Source organism: Marinomonas sp., from assembly GCF_039940335.1.
Classification (GTDB): domain Bacteria; phylum Pseudomonadota; class Gammaproteobacteria; order Pseudomonadales; family Marinomonadaceae; genus Marinomonas.
Genome location: NZ_JBDVGW010000013.1, coordinates 954656 through 974579, shown reverse-complemented (window position 1 = coordinate 974579; position 19924 = coordinate 954656). Strand labels below are relative to the sequence as shown.

Below are 19924 nucleotides of genomic sequence, written 5' to 3'. Positions count from 1 at the left end.
AGAGCTTTTCGATAGTTGGCGTAACTATTGAATGCAGATATTTCAAGATATTTTCGATAAGTGTAAAAGTAGGTCTGTAGCGAATTGTTGCCCATAGGATTGAGCATAATTAGTGCGTTTCCATACAACAGGCCTGATTCGGTGCGGGATTAAGAGGGAATCTATGGCGAACTGGTATTGGATAATAAGCGCTTCAGCGCTGGTATTTATTATGCAAGCAGGCTTTTTATGTTTAGAAAGTGGCCGTATTCGTAGTAAAAACAGCATTAACGTCGCTGCCAAAAATATTTCAGATTTTGTGGTATCAACGGCAATTTTTTGGTTGTTTGGCTTTGGCATTATGTTTGGTCAAAGTGTCTCTGGCTGGTTTGGCACCAGTGAATTTTTCTTCGATGAATCCCATACGCCTTTTCAAATCAGTTTCTTTATTTTTCAAATGATGTTTTGTGGTACAGCCGCCACACTTACCTCTGGCGCAGTGGCTGAGCGGATGAGTTTTATTGGCTATTTGGCCATTACAGTGTTACTTAGCGCGATAATTTACCCTGTAGTTGGTCATTGGGCTTGGGGCGGTGCTTTTAGCGGCAATGGTCCACAAGGCTGGCTAGAATCGATGGGCTTTATCGACTTTGCCGGCTCTACTGTTGTGCATTCAGTGGGAGGCTGGGTCGCACTGGCCGCTATCATGATTGTTGGGCCGCGACTTGGTCGTTTTGAGCAAGGCATACGTTTACCACCGGGCAATAACTTACCCTTATCCGCATTAGGCGTCTTGCTAATCTGGTTTGGTTGGATAGGTTTTAATGGCGGCAGTACCCTAGCGCTCACTGCCGATGTGCCCTTAATTATACTCAATACATTTACTGCGGCCGCTTGGGGAGGGATTTGTGCTGCTGCACTTAACTATTACAAAGATAGATATATCGAGGTCAGCACTGTGCTTAACGGTGTTATTGCTGGCTTGGTCGCGATTACGGCCTGTTGTCATTTGGTGACGCCTGGAGCTTCTGTGATCATCGGTGCTATCGCCGGTTTGATCGGCTATTACGGTGCTCACCTAATGGAAAGAGCGCGCCTTGATGATGCTTTAGAGGTTGTCCCAGCTCACTTGTTTGCAGGTATTTGGGGGACTCTATGTGTCGCGTTATTTGGACCGGCCGATAAAATCACCACAGGCCTAAGTTTCTGGCAACAGCTAGGCGTGCAAGGGTTAGGTATTGCTGTCATAGGTGTGTATTGTTTTGGTGTGGCTTACGTCGGTATCCGCTTGTTGAGCTGCATTATTCCTCTTAGAGTGAGTAAGCTGCAAGAGGAGCAAGGGCTTAATGTGTCCGAACACAGAGCCACTACGGAAATGTTAGACCTGTTAAATTCCATGCAATACCAACAGAATAACGCCGACTTTTCATCCCCTGTGCCGGAGGAGCCTTTTACAGAAGTTGGTCAAATCGCTCGAAAGTATAACCAAGTGATCGAGCGAGTGAACAGCGAGATCACCCATCGAGATAATGCGCTCACAAGCTTCCAAGAAAGTGAGATGCGTAAGTCGGCTATTTTGAATTCGTCTATGGATTGCATCGTCAGTATTGACCAATTTGGGCGTATTATAGAGTTCAACCCAGCGGCTGAACGCACCTTTGGTTGTTTAAAAAAGCAGGTGAAGGGCGAGTATTTTATTGAATTATTTATTGCCGAAGCGGATCGAGAAAGCATCTCCAATAGTTTAGCCGCAGGCTTTATGTCTTCGTCAGGTTTGATCTTGAATCGTCGCAATACCTACCCATTACAGCGCTCCCCTAACCATCCGTTCCCAGCGGAAATTACTATAACAAAATCCACTGCGGTAGCCGAAAAGCAGACTGAGTTTACACTACATATTCGTGATGTTACACGACAACGCAAGTTACAAGAGAGGCTTAAGTTCCTAGCCTACAGTGACCCACTGACAGGGCTATTTAACCGTACTTATTTTTTAGAAAGATTAGAGTCATCTTTAGAAACTGCCACTAAACAACATGCTCCTGTTGGGGTGTTGTTTCTGGATCTGGATAAATTTAAGGTGATTAACGATACCTTAGGGCACAAGGCAGGAGATGAGTTGCTATGTGAAGTGGCTGCGCGCTTACGGGAAGTGTCGAAGGCGTCCGATGTCATTGCTCGTTGGGGAGGGGATGAGTTTATCGTCATGTTGAAGGACGGTGTATCTAAAGCTAGTTTAGAAAAGCAAGCGTTGAATATTTTAAAAATCATGCGCGGTACTTTTTTGCTGGTGGGTAAAACTGTTTCTGTTCCAACTAGTATTGGTATAGCGATAAGCCAAGAAAATAACTTGGAAGCTGAGCAGCTCATCCAAGAAGCCGACATTGCTATGTATTGGGCGAAGGAAAAGGGTCGTGATAATGCTCAGTTTTATAATTCCCACATGGCAAAAGCGGCGGCCAGTCGCTTTGATTTTGAGCAAGATTTAAAGCAAGCTTTGAGTGATGACCACTTCGAGCTTTATTACCAGCCGAAAGTCTATTTACAAAAGGATAACCTACTGGGCTTTGAAGCACTGATACGTTGGAATCATCCAACTAAAGGCATGATAATGCCTGAGGACTTCATTCCATTAGCAGAGGAAAGTCGCCAGATCATTTGTATTGATCGTTGGGTGATAAAGCAGGCCATCTTGCAGCTGAAAACATGGTGTGAACAGGGGCAAGACTGTCTTCCAGTTGCCATTAACCTATGTAGCACGCACTTGGTCACGGATGGCTTGGTAGGCTATGTGACCGATCTGCTTAAGACGCATAAAGTCGCGGGAGAGTTGCTGGAAATCGAGATTACCGAAGGTGTCTTGTTGCAAGACGTAGAGCTTTGTATCGAAGTGATGGCGGCCCTGAAAAATCTGGGCATCAAGATCTCAATAGACGATTTTGGGACCGGCTATTCATCCCTGAGTTACTTAAAGCGTCTGCCCATTGATGTGCTGAAAATTGATAAATCTTTTGTACGCGAATGTGATCGCCGCATGGAAGATGCTCAACTGTGTGAAACCATTACTCAGCTGGCTCATAATTTAGAACTGACGACGATTGCAGAAGGCGTAGAAAGTGAATCCCAAGCAAACATACTAAAAACCTTTGGCTGTCACATCTTCCAAGGGTATCACTACTACCCACCGTTAAACTGCCTTGAAACCACAAAGCTTTTAAAGTTTAAGCCTTAGGGGCGTTGTCATCGCTTGGTTTAGCTGGCTGGCTACGGCTACGCATTGGTTTCATTAGGTGCGTGTTTTGGGTCTTTTCCAAAGGTTTAATGCGATAGTGCAGGGCTGTCTTGGCAAGCATGTTCGCTGCCACAGGCGCAGTGATCAAAAGAAACAAAGTAATCAAGAACTCTTTAATGGACAAAAAGCCCTGTAGGTGACTTTGTAGCAACATTGACGCCAGTAGCACTCCTGTAATACCCAAAGTCGAGGCTTTGGTTGGGCTGTGTAAACGAGTATAGATGTCTGGTAAACGAGCAAGACCAAATGAGCCTAGCAATAAAAAGCCGCCACCGATCACCAACAACACACAAATTATAATCTCAAGAAACAAAGGCATAACGTATCCTATTCTATAATGTCGCCGCGAAGTAAGTACTTACAAATAGCTGCTGTACTGACAAAACCAAGCATGGCAATTAAGAGCGCTGCTTCAAAGTACAAAGCACTGCCCATGTACATGCCGTACAGCAAGATAAGGGCAATGGCATTTATGTACATGGTGTCTAACGCCAAAATGCGGTCTGGCAAACTTGGTCCTTTAAAGAGTCGCCAAAGGTTTAAAATTAAGGCGATGCAAATGCAGACTGCTACCGCGGTAATCGTCAGGATTAGCATTGAAAAATCTCCTTAATGGGGGCTTCGTAACGTTGTTTGATTAAATCGATGAGCGCCACTTCGTCCTCTAAATGTAATGTATGAATATAAAGCCAAGCTTTGTCTTCTGACACTTCTGCGCTCACTGTACCCGGTGTTAAAGATACGGTACTGGCGAGTACTGTGATGCCCAAGTCCGAATCTAGATTGATCGGAATAGCGACAAAGCCAGGGGTAAGCTTCTTCACTGGACCGATAATAAGCAGCGCCACTTCAAGGTTCGCAGTAATGATGTCTTTGATCACCATAAAACTGTAGCGCACGGCTAACCAAGGCTTTTTAATGCGTGGGTGTTTTTCGTGCATATCTGAAATGAGCCAAGGAATACTCAGTGCAAAAAACAGTGCTAAAACAATGTGACCCGCACTTATGGAGTTGTTCAATAGTAGCCAAACGCTAAACAACAATAAGCTATGGAATGGCATGGGCAAAAGCTTCATCGCGTCACTCCTGGTAATAAGTCATAAGCTGAACGCTGAATGTCATGTAGGTAGTTTGCGGCATGCAGCGTGAATTCTGCCATGCTACCGCCAAAGATCACGAGCAAAGGAGAAGCCAGTAGTAATAGGCCAACCGCTAGAATTTCAGCAGGTTTTGCTATTTCAGCTTCATCGACCTCGTTACCATTATGGCGCCAGAAAAGCGTGGTACCTGCTCGGGAAAAAGCCACCAAGGTGACTAAGCTGCCGATTAGCAGCAATGGCCAAATCCATAGGGTTTCTGCAATGGATTGGGTGGCTTGTAGGATCATGATCTTGCCAACAAAACCAGACAAAGGAGGCATGCCGATAAGCGCTAAAGCACTGATCGCAAAGCCAAAACCCAATAGTTTAGGTTGTTTCATAAGGCGGGAGTGAACGAACCTGTCCTCAGCTTTACCTCTTTGTCGGCTAATTAAATCAGCCAATAAGAATAACCCAGCTGAAGCGAGCGTACTGTGCACAAGGTAGTACAGGGCAGCAGCCGTACTCTCAATCGAGTTGATCGCAGCACACACCAATAAACTACCACTGGAAACGATAACCAAATTGGCGCTCAAAATACGAATGCTCGGGCTGGCAATAACACCAATGCTACCAATAGCAATGGTTAGCAAAGCCATCGGCCAGAGCCAAGGGGTCGCAATATTTGCAAGCTCACCCGCCTGCTCGCCAAAGATGACAGTGTAGACACGGAAAATACTGTAAATGCCCACTTTGGTCATGATGGCAAACAAAGCGGCCACAGGAGCCGTCGCACTGGCGTAAGTTTTTGGTAACCAGAAATGCATGGGGAGCATCGCAGCTTTGAGGCCAAACACAACCAGCAGTAACAAGGCACCAGTTTTCGCCAGCGTGGCTGTTTCGCCTTGTAAACTGCCTACTTTAATAGCCATATCCGCCATGTTCAGCGTGCCTAAGGTGCCGTATAGAATTCCTAAACCAAACAGGAACAAGCTAGAGCCGACGAGGTTTAGAATTACGTAGTGCATCGCCGCTTGGGTTTTTTGCTTACCGCCAGCGTGGATGAGTAGCGCGTAAGAGGCGATCAGTAAGATCTCAAAAAATACGAAAAGGTTGAAAATATCCCCTGTCATGAACGCGCCATTGATGCCCATTACTTGAAACATAAGCAGCGGATGGAAATAAGCGCCGCCTTTATCTTGTCCGGCGACAGAGTAAAGGATCACGGCAAAGGCTAAAAATGCCGTCACCGATACCATTAGTACCGATAGAGGGTCAGCGACTAAAGCAATACCGAATGGTGGCTGCCAGCCCCCTAAAGCGTAAACAATGACACCCTGGCTTGATACTTGGGTAAATAATAAAATGGCCGCAACGAACACACAGAAGCCCGCAATGACCGAGCAAATACGCTGGGCTTTTAACTGACGAGAAACTGGTGGTAGTAACATAATGACGCCAAAAAATAATGGAATCAGAATCGGAAAAATACTCAAATGTTGCATTTAACGGCTCCCTCCGTTTTTCGGGGCCGCATCGCGACTAGGTGGGGCAAGAGCGCCATCTACGTGGTCGCTGCCTAAATCGGCGCGGGCACGCATCGCAAGGATGACGGCAAATGCAGTCATTGCAAAACCGATAACGATGGCGGTTAGTACCAAGGCTTGCGGTAATGGGTCACTGTATTGCTCCGATTCGCCTAGTACCGCAGCAGCATTAAGCTTCAGACGACCACTAGCGAATAGGAACAAGTTAACGGCGTAAGATAAAAGTGTGAGCCCTACAACCACTGAAAAGCTGCGACCTCGTAAAATAAGAAAGATGCCACAGGCGGTCAAAAGACCGACACAAAACGCATACATACCTTCCATAATTATTCTTGCTCCTGTTGAGTAAGGCGTTCACTGGTGGTGAGCTGGCCAAGGTTAGCCAAAATTAACATGGTCGCTCCAACCACGGTGAGAAACACCCCGAGATCGAAAATCATGGCGCTAGCCAATTCAAATTTGCCGATCACTGGTAAGTAGAAATAGTCGAACCAAGTTTTTAGGAAAGGCTGTCCAAAGGCCCAGCTACCTAAACCGCTCAAAGTGGAAATCCCGATACCCATACCGATCATGACTTGGTAATCCAGTTTGATACGAGTCTTAATCCATTCCACCCCATGGGCCACATATTGCTGAATAATCGCAACGGAAGTGATTAGGCCAGCGATAAAGCCACCTCCAGGCATGTTGTGACCGCGCAAGAAAATATAAGCAGAAACCAACAAGGCCAGTGGTAACAAACTCTGTGAAATCACCGATAACAAAATCGGATGTTTGTCTTTCGACCATGGGCGACCGTGATCATCGGTGGACGGCATGTACAAACGCATACGAGCGATTAATTTATAGATGCCTAAGGCTGCGATACCCAGTACAGTAATTTCTCCCAAGGTGTCAAAACCACGGAAATCTACCAAGATGACGTTAACAATGTTTGTACCGCCGCCGCCTGTTTTACTGTTGGCCGTAAAGAAGGTAGAGATGGTATCGAGAGGGCGGGTCATCAATGCATAACAAATGGTTCCGACAATTCCTCCTGCGAAAGATGCTAAGCCTAAGTCACGAACGACGCGGCGGGGAGAAGACTCTTTCGGCGTTTTCTGTGGTAAGAAGAATAAGGCCAAAATCAAAAGGATAATTGTGACAACTTCTACGGACAATTGCGTTAACGCCAAATCGGGGGCGGAAAACTTAGCAAAGGCTAAGGAAACAATTAAGCCCACAACAGAAAGGGTGATCAGTGCCATCATACGGCTACGGTGACACACTACCGTTGCTAACGCGGCTAGACATAACAGCACCGCACAAGTAATAGAAAGTGCATCCAATGGAATCTCAGCCCTTTGCCCTGCCGTGGTATTTAGCTTCATCAAACTACTGGCCGTCATGATCACAGCCAAAACCAGAGTGAAGAATATATAGCGCTGCAGAGAGCCGTTTTCGGTCAGGCTGATAAAGCGATTCGCTTTCGCGGTTATGCTTTGCACTATGCCTTCAAATACCAGTTTAGGGTCGCTGGCAGGGAATTGTGATTGAAACTTAAACAGGTGCGAACGGTTTTTGTAGACCAACAAACCGCCTATCAATGCGATCACACTCATTAATAATGGGAAGGTGAAGCCATGCCAAATAGCCAAGCTGTAAACAGGCACCAAGCCATTTAGCGTTGCGCTGGCCGCCGCAAAGAGTAAGTCACCGACAACCATGCTCGGGAAAATACCGACAATTAAACAAAGCGCTACAAGTATCTCAACCGGTACTCGCATGTAACGCGGTGGCTCATGAGGGGTTTTAGGTAAGTTGATTGGCTCACCGTTAAAAAACACATCGTGAATAAAGCGTGTGGAGTAAGCCACAGCCAATACGCCGCCTAGGGTTGCTAACACAGGGATAAACCAAGAAAGCGAACCAAGTGATGCTTGGTGTAGGGTTTCGGTGAAGAACATTTCTTTTGATAAAAAACCGTTCAACAGTGGTACACCTGCCATGGAAGCGGAGGCCACCATAGCGAGAGTGGCAGTATAAGGCATATATTTCCACAAACCATTGAGTTGGCGCATATCCCGTGAGCCGGACTCATGGTCAATGATACCGGCCGCCATAAAGAGCGAGGCTTTAAAAATAGCGTGGTTAATAATGTGGAATATTGCCGCGACGGCCGCAAGGTCTGTGCCCATACCGAGCAACAGAGTGATAAGTCCTAAGTGGCTGATTGTCGAGTTAGCCAACAAACCTTTGAGGTCATGTTGGAATAAAGCGATATACGCCCCAACCAAGAAGGTCGCCAAACCGGTTAAACTCACGATTAGGAACCATAAATCAGTGTTGGCCAACGCTGGGTAAAAACGCGCCATTAAGAAGATACCAGCTTTTACCATAGTGGCAGAGTGTAAGTAAGCGCTCACCGGTGTTGGCGCCGCCATGGCGTTTGGTAGCCAAAAATGGAATGGGAATTGAGCTGATTTCGTGAATGCACCCAATAGAATCAATACGACAATCACAGGGTAAGAGGCACTACTTTTAATGAGGTCGCCACTGTAAAGTACGATTTGCAGACTGTAACTGCCCACCGTATCGCCAAGAATCAATAAGCCTGCTAGTAGTGCCAGACCGCCAGCACCAGTAACAGTTAGTGCCATGCGAGCGCCTTTTCGGGCCTCTGTTTTGTGTCCCCAAAAGCTGATCAATAAGAAGGAGCTAATACTGGTTAATTCCCAGAAAAACCAGATCTGTATCAGGTTGTCCGAAAGCACCACGCCCAGCATGGCAAACATAAACAGAATCAAGTAGGCGTAAAATTTCCCTATAGAGTCTGTCGCCGATAAATAATAGCGGGCATAGAGAATAACCAATAAGCCGATGCCAAGAATCAAGATAGAGAAGAGCAATGCTAACCCGTCTAAACGGAAAGCTAGCTCTAGGCCCATGCTCGGGATCCAAGGGATAGAAGCCTGAAAGAGAGAGCCGTTAAAAATTTCGCCAGCATGACTCAGCACGAGTAGTAAAGTGATAGCAGGTAATATGGCCGTCATGAATGCACAAGTTGTGCGACTAAAGCGAGCAGCAAATAACGGGACTAGTGAGCCTAAAAGCGGCAGGAAAGGAAGCCAGATTAAAGCATTCAAACGGCGTACTCCTCATGTGTAAATAGGCATTCTTCAGAAGTCTGAAACACGGGTACTCTCATCCTCACAAGTTAAATTAATAACATCGACATTAGGGGGTTTGATTACAGACTAAACATTAACAAAACCACACTAGGTACGCCTAGCTTTTTTCGAGGATATTCAATGAAATAGGCATAAAAAAGCGCCAGCGATGAAGAAAACACCGCTGACGAAAAGAGAGGGGTAATAGAAAAGTCGCTTTAAACCTTCGATTTAACCTAGGCTAGAAAAACGTCCACACAATGCTATCTTCAGATCCTAGGTGCCATAGTAGAACAACAGCAAACAGTAATGCTTCAAGAACCAGCACCCCAATAGTGAGTGTGGTACTGGAGATAATAAAGCCCTGCTTGTGACTGATCCCTAAGAAGCTTGGAGTGCCTCGGTAGAGTAAATATCCAGTGTAGACCACACCTACAATTGCCGCCAATAAACACAGCCAAATAACCGGATAAATTGCAAAAAGCCCAGCTAAAAACATGGGCGTCGCTATATAACCTGCGAAAACCACACACTCTTGACGGCTTGGTCTTTGTGGGTAACTCCTTGCCATCCAATGGATTATATTGCCAACCACAATCACAGCGAAAAGGATGAGGGCGTAAAACATAATGCCCAAACCAACACCGTCAAATAGGCTCACTTTTATGGCTTCTTCACCACCAAAGGTCCAGCCAAACTGGGTTGTGCCAATGAAGGTGCTCACCACAGGAATCGCCGCCATCCATAACACATGATGCATGTACAAATGGCTGACTGACTCGTGTTCTTTATTGATCTCGCGCCACTCTCTATCTGGATGATGAAGAAGTCCCCAAACATGATTGATCATAGATTCCCCCTTGCTTCATAACTGAAGCGTAAAAGTATGGAAAAAACCTAACTCAGCCACGCCCGAACTGTTGTGGCTATTAGTCAGTATAGATACATACGCAAGAAATTGAGAAATGGCTCATTGAAATCTGAATGAGGGAATGTCGCCACAAAGTACTTAGCTACTTACGTGGGGGAAAGTGTGGGGGTAACACGAGGGGGAAATAAAAAAGCGAGCAGTCTCTAAGTTTTTGAAAACAAAGAAATTGCTCGCCTTTATAATTTGGTGGAGGCGGGGGGGATCGAACCCCCGTCCGTCAGTCCTCTGCCATCGGCTCTACATGCTTAGTCACTTCAATTATTTGACCACGAACCGCCCGAAGGACAGGGTGTTAATGGCGAGCCTACTTAATCTTAGAACCTTATCCCTAGGCGGGGCATCAGTTAGCATCTCGTAATTTATGATACTGCAGAGTCCCTGGCTACGAGCAACCTGAGTGCAGCACACTAGCAGCGGTTTAGGCTGCTAAAGCGTAGTTTTCGTCGTTTGCGACTATAAAATTGATGCGGGGGATTTACGAGATCACGCATCACTCTCGACATGCACCTCAGGGTTTGTAACCGACGTCGAAACCATGTCGCCCCCAAAGCGGTTGCTATTCTAGCGGAAACACGTTGCTTTCGCTAGCGATAACCTACAAATGCACTCTTTATGCTTTGTGTTTCATTAATCGTTCTTTATCACGGGCCCAATCACGCTCTTTGGCGGTATCGCGTTTATCGTGATCTTTTTTACCTGTTACCAAGGCGACTTCACATTTGATCTTGTTGCCTTTCCAATAGATCGCCATGGCGGCACAGGTTTTACCCTTTTGTTCCGTTACTTGAATGATCCGATCAAGCTCTTTGCGATTGAGCAACAATTTGCGTTGTCGCAAGGGTTCGCAGACCACGTGTGTCGAAGCACTTAGTAGAGGCGTAATACGTGCGCCGACTAGCCATGCTTCGTTTTGGTGGATAATGACAAAGGAGTCAACCAATTGTGCTTTGCCTTCGCGTAAACTTTTCACTTCCCAACCAGATAAAACCAAACCGGCTTCAAATTTTTGGTCGACAAAGTAGTCATGTTTAGCGCGTTTGTTGAGCGCGATGGTGCCTGTGCTGTTAGATTTCTTCTTTACTTTACTCATAGTGCCAAATTATACGGTCGATACACGCAAAAACCTATGCTTTTCTTGAGGTATGCGGCTGAATGTTAGAAAATTCAATCTTATTAATTAAATTGTGTCGGCGAACAAAGCTAGGTTATTTGCTTTGCGTATTTTTGTTTCACTGACGACACATTATTCATTTATTTAGAGCCGTAATTTATGCCTGAAAATCGTTGTTTACAAGGGATTTGGTCAAGTCCTTGGATCTTTATTTTTGCGGCCGGAGGTTCAGCGGTCGGTTTGGGGAATATTTGGAAATTTCCCTATGTGCTAGGTGAAAATGGTGGCGGTGCTTTTTTGATGGTGTACTGCCTATGCTTATTGGCGGTCGGTCTTCCTGTGTTGATCGCAGAAGTGTCTTTAGGGCGAACAGTTCGCTCTAATCCAATTGATACCGTTAATGACTTAAGCGAACGTAACCTTTTGCATTCTAGATGGGTGCTTGTGCCTTGGTTGGCAGGGATTACCGGTTTTTTGATTTTGACTTTTTACAGTGTGATTTCTGGCTGGTCTATGGCGTATTTAGAGCGCGCGGTGGCAGGGAAATTTGCTAGCTTGGATCAAGGTAGTGCTCAAGGTATGTTTGATGCACTGCTTAATTCGCCGGGGGAAATGCTGTTTTGGCATTCCTTGTTTATGTTCTTGGTTATTTTAACTGTCGGCCAATCGGTAACCCGTGGTTTATCGACGCTTGTGCGTATTTTACTACCCGCCCTTATTATCATTTTATTATTTTTAGCCAGTTATTCCATGCTGGTGGGTAACGCTGGTGAAGCCATTGATTTTTTGTTCCGCTGGTCTTGGGAGGATTTGACGTTCGATGTGGTATTGTCCGCAGTGGGTCATGCCTTATTTAGTTTAAGCGTGGGAATGGGGGCAATGTTTGCCTATGGTGCTTACATGAGTAAGCGCATGTCCATTGCTAGGGCTTGTGCGATTGTGGTGGGCGTGGATCTCTTAGTGGCACTGTTGGCGGGCTTGGTGATTTTCCCGTTAGTGTTTGCTTTCCAAATTGATGTCGAGGCTGGGCCAAGTTTAACGTTTGTGTCGCTGCCTATTATTTTAGGCGCTTTGCCAGCTGGACCGTTTGTAGGTGCCATCTTTTTCTTACTGTTAGTGATTGCCGCACTAACGTCTGCGATTTCTATGCTGGAGTTATTTGTTGCTTGGATGCATGAAAAATATTATATCAGCCGGTTGCAAGCCGCCACTATGTTGGGTGGCGCGGTCTGGTTTATAGGTATTGCGGTGTTGATGTCGTTTGCAGATTGGGACAGTAAGCTGATGTTTGGCCTTAATGGATTTGAGCTATTAGATAAATTTACAACCCTAATTATGCTTCCTGTTGTGGCTATTTTATTATCTGTATTAGTGGCTTGGGCCTTGCCGAGAGATATGTTGCAGAAAGAGTTAATCACCCAGCAAGTGGCTCATTTCCAGTGGTGGCATAACGTATTGAAGTATATAAGTATCCCTGTCATGGTGTTGATCACTGTAGCTGGTTGGATAGGAGTTTGATTTGAGTCGTATAGAGCGTTTTGCTCATGTGAATTACAGCTGTGCACAGATGTTTCAGCTGGTGAATGATGTGAAAGGTTACCCAGAGTTTTTACCTGGGTGTTTAGGGTCCAAGCTAATCTCTGAGTCCCCAAGCGAAATTGTTGCTTCGTTGGATGTAGGTAAAGGACCAATGCGTCAGTCCTTTACTACCAAGAATTTTTTAACGACTAATCAACAGGTTGAGATGACCTTGCTGGAAGGTCCGTTTAAGAAACTGCACGGTGTTTGGACTTTCACAGAACTGTCTCCAATTAGTTGTAAAATTTCGTTAAGTATCGAATTTGAATTAAGCGGTATGTTAAAATTTGCCTTTGGTGGGGTGTTTAGTCAGATTGCTAACTCTATGGTCGAGGCTTTCTGCCAACGTGCAAAAGTGGTTTATGGTGAGTAGAATGAACGTAGAAGTGGCTTACGCTTTACTGAATAAGCAAAAAATTATTGCCCTAGATGTAGAAGAAGGCTGTTCTGTAAGAGAGGCTGTGCGTCGCTCGAACATTCATGCATTTTTTCCTGAGGTGGATGTTGAGAACGCAAAACTGGGTATTTTCGGTAAAGCGGTTCGTAACCCTGAAAGTCAGGCTTTAAAAGAAGGTGAGCGAGTAGAAATTTATCGTGAGCTGTTGGTTGACCCTAAACAAGCTAGAGCCAACCGAGCGGCGAAAGCGACCAAAGGTTAGTCGTTTTCGATTGTTACCAAGACACCATTATCGAACGTCAGAATCAAATCGTCCGCCGCACTGGTGGGGGTTTCTGGAGTAGGGTAAAGGCTGGTGTATAAGTAATGCCATTCGTTTGGCTTAAATAAGTCTTTTACCATAGGGTTGCCTAGTAGGTAAGTGACTTGGGATTCAGACATTCCTACTTTAAGTTGGGATAGCTGCTCCTCTGTTATAAGATTGCCTTGCTCTACAGGGACCTTGTAAGGTGGTGGAAATAAACTGCATGCGCTCAGTGTTAATGCGGCGCATAGTACAAAAATTGATTTTTTCATCGGTAATATCCTAAAACGGGTGTGCTAATGATAAAGTAAATATCAACAAGATCGAATAGAGAATGACTCATGAGCAGTGAAAATCAAGAACTAAAGAAAGCCGGACTCAAGGTAACTCTTCCACGAGTGAAAATTTTACAAATTCTTGAGAATGCTGGCGAGCATCATTTGAGTGCGGACGATGTGTATCGTACGTTGCTAGATCAAGGTGAAGACGTTGGTTTGGCAACAGTTTACCGAGTGCTTACTCAGTTTGAAACCGCAGGCTTGGTGATGCGTCATCATTTTGAAGCCGGTACTGCTGTGTTTGAGTTGGCTAAAGGTGATCACCACGACCACATGATCTGTCTAGAAAGTGGCCGAGTGATTGAATTTGTTGACCCTGTTATTGAAAAACGCCAGCACGAAATTGCTGAAGAATATGGCTTCGAGATCGAAGATCACAGCCTAATTATGTACGTGCGCCCTAAGAAAAGCTAAGGGTGTAAAAAAATCGAAAAAGCGGAGTTTCTTTACCGAGAGCTCCGCTTTTTTGTTTTTATCGAGTGGTGACTGGCTAGGGTTACTGCAGTTGCACATTACCCAGCATTTCTCGGGCATGGGCAAGGGTTTGTTCTGTTAGCTCTATACCACCGAGTAGACGGGCAATTTCTTGAGTGCGCTGGGTGTCTTTTAGTTGTTCCACTTGTGAGGAGGTGGCTTCATTGACGACTTGTTTGCTCACACGTAAATGCTGGTTACCTTGAGCCGCTACTTGTGCCAAGTGAGTAACACAGAAAACTTGTCCACGAGCGCCTACAGATCGCAACATACGGCCAACTACTTCTGCTACCCCACCACTGATGCCCACATCGACCTCATCAAACACCAGGGTTGGAATAACTGAGGTGTTGGCGGTCACTACCTGAATGCCAAGGCTAATACGTGATAACTCTCCTCCGGAGGCCACTTTTCGAATGGCTTGAGCTGGCTGCCCAGGGTTGGACGCAATAAGGTATTCGACTTCTTCAAAACCATTAGCGCTGACTTGGTTCAATGGCTGACATTGAATGTAGAAGCGCGCATGGGGCATGCCTAATCCATGCAACTGTTCCTCCACTTGTTTGGTCAGCCTATCTTTTGTAGCAATGCGTTGCTCGGTCAAATTTGTGGCGAGAGCTGTGAGCGTTTCGTAGGCTAGCTCTTCTTTTTCTTTTAAAGCGTCGATGCTTTCTTCGCTGCCTTGCAGCTCTGCGAGTTCAGCATCGACGCTTTCTCGCAAGATCAGCAATGATTCTGGTAATTGTTTGTGTTTGCGGGCCGTGTCGTAAATATGGCTTAACCGTTCTTCAACTTGGGTTAGGCGAGCTGGGTCTTGCTCTAAGGTGTCTTGATAATGATGTAAGCTATCAGACGCTTCTTGGGCTTGAATCAGGGCGGCATTCATCATTTCCAGTGCGTTTTCCAGCTCTTTGGTGGCTGGGGTGATTTGTGATGCGCTTTGAAGGGCTTGATTGAGCAAGGAGCAAATATTGCCTTCGTCGTTGTCCGCTAATATTCCGCTCGCTTGATAAGCCTTGTATTGGGAGTCTGCAATGTTAGATAGAAAGGCTTGTTCTTTTTCTAGCGATTCGATTTCGCCTTCTTTTAGGTCGAGCTGTTCTAATTCCTGAGATTGATAAGCCAATAGCTGTATTTTGGCTTCTTGTTCACTCGAACGGTTTTGTTGGGCACTAAGCTCTTCTTTCAGTTGCTTCCAAGTGCCATATTGCTGGGCGACTTGCTTGCTTAACTCGGTCAATTGGCCATATTCGTCCAGTTGCTGGCGCTGAGCACTTTTTTTCAATAAAGATTGATGTTCGTGCTGGCCATGTATGTCTACTAGGTGGCTACCCACTTCTTTTAAATCACCTAAGGTGCATGGGCGGCCATTGATGTAAGCCTTTGAGCGGCCCTCTTTACTGATGACGCGACGTAGGATGCAGTGTTGATCTTGGTCGAGCTCCCTTTCTTCTAGCCAATCGTGTACATGAGGGTAAGCTTGGATATCAAAGGTGGCGCTAATATCGGCGCGTTTTTCCCCGTGACGCACTACACCCGCATCCGTTCGCCCACCTAAGCATAGGGATAAGGCGTCGACCATGATGGACTTACCAGCACCTGTTTCTCCAGAAATAACCGTCATGCCAGTTTTGAACTCCAAGTCTAAGGATTCCACAATAGCGAAGTTAGATATAGCGATGCTGGTTAGCATAGTAAGCTCCAAGAAAGAGTAACGATTTATATGGTTATTTATACAGTACTTTTGGATTTAATGGCAAGTATCAATTTTAGATTTAATTCCCTTAAAATTAATGCGGTTTTGCTGTTGAAAGGTGAGAAGCAGACCCCATATAGCCCTGACAGAGTGAACATTTTCTGTTATTTGGAGTAAAAAATGAGTGATCAGCAAGAAAAAAACACGGTAGAAGCGGAGCAAGTTTTGAATAGCGAAACAGAAGAGCAAGCAGTAGATGGCATTTTAGAGCCAGAGGCTGAAATTTTTGAAGACGCACCAGAGAACGAAGAACTAGCAAAAGCGATAGAAGAGGCTGCTCAATACAAAGAAGCGGCTCTTCGAGCTCAAGCAGACGCACAGAACGTTCGTCGTCGTGCTGAACTGGACGTTGAAAAAGCCCATAAATTTGGTCTAGAGAAATTTGCCAAATCTGTTGTAAATGTGGCGGACAATCTTGAGCGTGCTTTGTCATCTGCTCCGAGTACAGGTGAATCAGACCCTGTTCGTGAAGGTGTAGAATTAACGCTGAAAGATTTGATTGAAACCCTTGCTCGTTTTGAAGTGAAGGTTGTCGATCCACACGGTGAACCTTTCAACCCTGATCTGCATCAGGCGATGACGATGGTGCCGAATCCAGAAATGGAGCCTAACACTGTTATGGATGTTATCCAGAAGGGTTATACGCTTCATGGACGCTTATTACGCCCAGCAATGGTCGTGGTTTCAAGCGCAGCATAAAATACTGTCATTTTTTTGACACTGGTCGCTTGAAAAGCTCAAAAGCGTACCCAAATACAGATTATCAACGAAACAAACGAATTTAACGGAGATACACACCATGGGTAAAATCATTGGTATTGACTTAGGTACAACTAACTCTTGTGTTGCTGTCTTAGACGGCGAAAAAGCACGCGTAATCGAAAACGCTGAAGGCGATCGCACCACCCCATCCATCGTTGCTTACACTGACGATGGCGAAACATTGGTAGGCCAGTCTGCTAAGCGTCAAGCGGTTACTAACCCAAACAACACTATCTTCGCGGTTAAACGTCTTATCGGCCGTCGCTTTAAAGATGATGTTGTACAAAAAGACATCTCTATGGTGCCATACAAAATCATTGGTGCTGAAAACGGTGATGCTTGGGTAGAAGTAAAAGGCGACAAGAAAGCGCCACCACAAGTATCCGCTGAAATTCTTAAGAAAATGAAGAAAACAGCGGAAGATTTCCTAGGTGAAAGCGTATCAGAAGCAGTTATTACCGTTCCTGCTTACTTTAACGATTCTCAGCGTCAAGCAACGAAAGATGCGGGTAAAATCGCTGGTCTAGAAGTTAAGCGTATTATTAACGAGCCAACAGCGGCTGCTTTGGCTTACGGCCTAGACAAAAATGCTGGCGACTCTACGATTGCTGTATATGACCTTGGTGGTGGTACATTCGATATCTCTATCATCGAAATCGCTGATGTAGATGGTGAGAAACAATTCGAAGTACTGTCTACAAACGGTGATACGTTCCTAGGTGGTGAAGATTTCGACATGCGCGTTATCGAATTCCTAGCAGACGAATTCAAGAAACAGTCTGGTATTGATCTACACAGTGACCCATTAGCTCTTCAGCGTCTTAAAGAAGCAGGTGAGAAAGCGAAGGTTGAGTTGTCTTCATCTTCACAAACAGAAGTTAACTTGCCTTACATCACAGCCGATGCGACAGGTCCTAAGCACTTGAACGTGAAATTGACACGTTCTAAGTTGGAGTCTTTGGTTGAAGAGTTGGTTGTTAAGTCTCTAGAGCCTTGCCGTCAAGCGCTTAAAGATGCAGAACTATCAGCTTCTGAAATCGATGAAGTTATCTTGGTTGGTGGTCAGACTCGTATGCCACTTGTACAAGAAAAAGTTACTGAGTTCTTCGGTAAAGAGCCACGTAAAGACGTAAACCCAGATGAAGCGGTAGCCATTGGTGCTTCTATCCAGGGTGCGGTACTAGCAGGTGACGTAAAAGACGTTCTTCTTCTGGACGTTACACCTCTGTCTCTAGGTATCGAGACTATGGGTGGCGTGATGACAGCGTTGATCGAGAAAAATACTACGATCCCAACGAAGAAATCACAAACTTTCTCAACAGCAGAAGACAACCAGAATGCGGTAACAATCCACGCATTGCAGGGTGAGCGTAAGCAAGCGGCACAAAACAAATCTCTAGGTCGTTTCGACTTGGCAGATATCCCACCAGCACCACGTGGTGTGCCACAAATCGAAGTAAGCTTCGACATTGATGCGAACGGTATTTTGAGCGTTTCTGCGAAAGATAAAGCGACAGGTAAAGAGCAGTCTATCGTCATCAAAGCCTCTTCTGGTTTGAGCGATGAAGAAGTAGAGAAAATGGTTCAGGACGCTGAAGCGAATGCGGAAGAAGACCGCAAGTTCGAAGAGCTTGTACAGGTTCGCAACACGGCTGACGGCATGATCCACGCAACTCGCAAAACTTTGACTGACGCTGGCGATAAAGCGACAGAAGAAGAGAAAACAGCGATTGAAACAGCAATCACGGAATTAGAAGAAGCGCTAACGTCTAATGACAAAGAGAAGATCGAAGAGAAAACCAATGCGTTGACTCAAGCATCTGGTACTTTGGCTCAGAAGATGTACGCAGAAGCTGAAGCGGCTGAGCAGGCACCAGAAGGTGAAGCTAAGCCACAAGATGATGCGGTAGACGCTGAATTTGAAGAAGTAAAAGACGAGAAAAAATAAGCCTTAAACGCTTATTCTTGTCGCCCTTTTAATAGGGCCAGTTATAGCGAACACGGTTTTAGGACCGTGTTTTGCTATTTACAATCTCTGTAACAAGACATTGTAAAGCTAACATTTTTTACGACCCAGACTAATGATTCAGGAATACCTGCGATGAGCAAAAGAGACTATTACGAGGTTCTTGGCGTTGCCAAAGACGCGGATAAAAAAGCAATCAAGAAAGCGTATCGCTCGTTAGCCAACAAATACCACCCTGATAAAAACCCAGACAACGCAGAAGCCCTTGAGAAGTTTAAAGAGTTGGCGGAAGCCTACGAAATTTTGTCTTCTGAAGAAAAGCGTGAAGCTTATGACCGTTTCGGTCATGAAGGCGTAAACGGTCAAGGTGGCTATGGCGGTGGCGCGGGAGCAGGCGGCTTTAGTGACATCTTTGGTGATGTATTTGGGGATATCTTTGGCGGTGGTGGCGGTCAGCAAAGCCGTACTCGTCGTGGTTCCGATCTACGTTACACCTTAGAGCTAGACCTAGAGCAAGCGGTATGGGGTTGTGATGAAAAAATTCGCATACCAACAGCGGTAAACTGTAAAACATGTGATGGTTCTGGTGCGAAAAAGGGCACTAAACCAGTCACTTGTCCAACCTGTCAGGGTCAAGGGCAAGTTCGTGTTTCACAGGGCTTCTTTTCGGTACAGCAAACGTGTCCACAGTGTCATGGTCAAGGTCAGGTTATCAGTGATCCATGTAATGACTGTCATGGCCAAGGCCGTAAGCAAGAATACAAAACCTTGTCTGTGAAAATTCCTGCGGGCGTGGATACAGGTGATCGTATTCGTCTATCAGGTGAAGGCGAAGCTGGACCACATGGTGGTCCTTCCGGTGACTTATTCGTGCAAGTCTCGGTAAAAGAGCACAACATCTTCGAACGTGATGGTGCTAACTTGTACTGTGAAGTACCAATTAGCTTCACAACCGCTGCCCTAGGTGGCGAAATTGATGTACCAACCCTAGATGGTCGAGTACGTTTAAAAGTCACGGCTGAGTGTCAGACAGGTAAATTGTTCCGCCTGCGTAATAAAGGTGTTAAGCCGGTACGTGGTGGCCCAGTGGGTGACTTGATCTGTAAGGTTGTAGTGGAAACTCCAGTCAACCTGACCGCTCGTCAGAAAGAATTGTTTGAAGAGTTAGCCGGTAGCATGGGGGAAGGTACAAACCATTCCCCTAAGCAAAAAAGCTGGTTTGATGGCGTAAAACGTTTTTTTGACGACATCAAAAAATAAC

The 19924-nt window shown here is 45.6% G+C and carries 18 protein-coding genes and 1 other RNA gene; 8 read left to right on the top strand and 11 right to left on the bottom strand.

All coding sequences use genetic code 11. The annotated features are described in order from the left end of the window. The first annotated feature begins 163 nt into the window (after nt 1–163). Complete coding sequence (amt, locus tag ABJF92_RS14290; protein WP_446816457.1) at nt 164–3211, top strand: ammonium transporter; 3048 nt, start codon at nt 164–166, stop codon at nt 3209–3211. Here amt and ABJF92_RS14285 read toward each other — a convergent pair. The 9 genes from ABJF92_RS14285 to smpB all read right to left on the bottom strand — a co-directional run bounded on the left by ABJF92_RS14285 (nt 3201) and on the right by smpB (nt 11067). Next, a complete protein-coding gene (locus ABJF92_RS14285; RefSeq protein ID WP_446816456.1) occupies nt 3201–3590 on the bottom strand; it encodes a Na+/H+ antiporter subunit G in 390 nt (129 codons plus the stop codon). The two genes, amt and ABJF92_RS14285, sit on opposite strands and share 11 nt — an antisense overlap. Nucleotides 3591–3598: 8 nt before the next feature. Continuing rightward, nucleotides 3599–3868, bottom strand: a complete 270-nt coding sequence (locus tag ABJF92_RS14280) for a K+/H+ antiporter subunit F (protein WP_445975644.1) — start codon at nt 3866–3868, stop codon at nt 3599–3601. Beyond that, nucleotides 3862–4347: a Na+/H+ antiporter subunit E gene (locus ABJF92_RS14275; protein ID WP_446816455.1), complete on the bottom strand. Its 486-nt coding sequence runs from the start codon at nt 4345–4347 to the stop codon at nt 3862–3864. Before ABJF92_RS14275 ends, ABJF92_RS14280 begins: the two co-directional genes overlap by 7 nt. After that, nucleotides 4344–5855 (bottom strand): monovalent cation/H+ antiporter subunit D, encoded by a 1512-nt coding sequence (locus ABJF92_RS14270; protein ID WP_446816454.1) that lies wholly within the window; start codon nt 5853–5855, stop codon nt 4344–4346. The genes ABJF92_RS14275 and ABJF92_RS14270 overlap by 4 nt, the downstream gene beginning before the upstream one ends. Next, on the bottom strand, nt 5856–6221 hold the full coding sequence (locus tag ABJF92_RS14265) for a Na+/H+ antiporter subunit C (protein ID WP_445975641.1): 366 nt from the start codon (nt 6219–6221) through the stop codon (nt 5856–5858). It abuts the gene before it with no gap. Between the two features lie 2 nt (nt 6222–6223). Further along, entirely contained in the window at nt 6224–9022 is a 2799-nt protein-coding gene (locus ABJF92_RS14260) for a monovalent cation/H+ antiporter subunit A (RefSeq protein WP_446816453.1), read from the bottom strand. A 265-nt stretch (nt 9023–9287) separates the two neighbouring features. Further along, nucleotides 9288–9896 (bottom strand): Yip1 family protein, encoded by a 609-nt coding sequence (locus ABJF92_RS14255; protein WP_446816452.1) that lies wholly within the window; start codon nt 9894–9896, stop codon nt 9288–9290. 265 nt (nt 9897–10161) lie between these two features. Next, nucleotides 10162–10523, bottom strand: a transfer-messenger RNA (tmRNA) gene (gene ssrA, locus ABJF92_RS14250). Nucleotides 10524–10587: 64 nt separating this feature from the next. Beyond that, nucleotides 10588–11067 carry an SsrA-binding protein SmpB gene (gene smpB, locus ABJF92_RS14245; protein WP_446816451.1) on the bottom strand — a complete coding sequence of 160 codons (480 nt, stop codon included), beginning with the start codon at nt 11065–11067 and terminating at the stop codon, nt 10588–10590. Nucleotides 11068–11247: 180 nt separating this feature from the next. Here smpB and ABJF92_RS14240 point away from each other — a divergent pair, with 180 nt between their 5' ends. The 3 genes from ABJF92_RS14240 to ABJF92_RS14230 are packed head-to-tail and all read left to right on the top strand — an operon-like array spanning nt 11248 to nt 13325. Beyond that, the gene (locus tag ABJF92_RS14240) at nt 11248–12606 is read left to right on the top strand and encodes a sodium-dependent transporter (protein WP_446816450.1); all 1359 of its coding nucleotides are present in this window, start codon (nt 11248–11250) and stop codon (nt 12604–12606) included. 1 nt (nt 12607) lies between these two features. Then, the gene (locus tag ABJF92_RS14235; RefSeq protein ID WP_446816449.1) at nt 12608–13039 is read left to right on the top strand and encodes a type II toxin-antitoxin system RatA family toxin; all 432 of its coding nucleotides are present in this window, start codon (nt 12608–12610) and stop codon (nt 13037–13039) included. Between the two features lies 1 nt (nt 13040). Then, nucleotides 13041–13325, top strand: a complete 285-nt coding sequence (locus tag ABJF92_RS14230) for an RnfH family protein (protein WP_446816448.1) — start codon at nt 13041–13043, stop codon at nt 13323–13325. Here ABJF92_RS14230 and ABJF92_RS14225 read toward each other — a convergent pair. Continuing rightward, on the bottom strand, nt 13322–13639 hold the full coding sequence (locus ABJF92_RS14225) for an outer membrane protein assembly factor BamE (protein WP_446816447.1): 318 nt from the start codon (nt 13637–13639) through the stop codon (nt 13322–13324). The genes ABJF92_RS14230 and ABJF92_RS14225 overlap by 4 nt on opposite strands. 69 nt (nt 13640–13708) lie before the next feature. On the opposite strand from ABJF92_RS14225, the gene fur reads away from it, so the two are divergent. Further along, a complete protein-coding gene (gene fur / locus ABJF92_RS14220) occupies nt 13709–14119 on the top strand; it encodes a ferric iron uptake transcriptional regulator (RefSeq protein ID WP_445975633.1) in 411 nt (136 codons plus the stop codon). Between the two features lie 82 nt (nt 14120–14201). On the opposite strand, the gene recN is transcribed toward fur, so the two are convergent. Beyond that, on the bottom strand, nt 14202–15872 hold the full coding sequence (gene recN / locus ABJF92_RS14215) for a DNA repair protein RecN (protein WP_446816446.1): 1671 nt from the start codon (nt 15870–15872) through the stop codon (nt 14202–14204). Nucleotides 15873–16055: 183 nt separating this feature from the next. Here recN and grpE point away from each other — a divergent pair, with 183 nt between their 5' ends. From grpE to dnaJ, 3 genes are all read left to right on the top strand, one after another. Next, on the top strand, nt 16056–16634 hold the full coding sequence (grpE, locus tag ABJF92_RS14210) for a nucleotide exchange factor GrpE (RefSeq protein ID WP_446816445.1): 579 nt from the start codon (nt 16056–16058) through the stop codon (nt 16632–16634). Between the two features lie 100 nt (nt 16635–16734). After that, the gene (gene dnaK, locus ABJF92_RS14205) at nt 16735–18645 is read left to right on the top strand and encodes a molecular chaperone DnaK (RefSeq protein ID WP_446816444.1); all 1911 of its coding nucleotides are present in this window, start codon (nt 16735–16737) and stop codon (nt 18643–18645) included. Nucleotides 18646–18798: 153 nt separating this feature from the next. Further along, complete coding sequence (gene dnaJ, locus ABJF92_RS14200; protein ID WP_446816443.1) at nt 18799–19923, top strand: molecular chaperone DnaJ; 1125 nt, start codon at nt 18799–18801, stop codon at nt 19921–19923. Nucleotide 19924 lies beyond the last annotated feature (1 nt).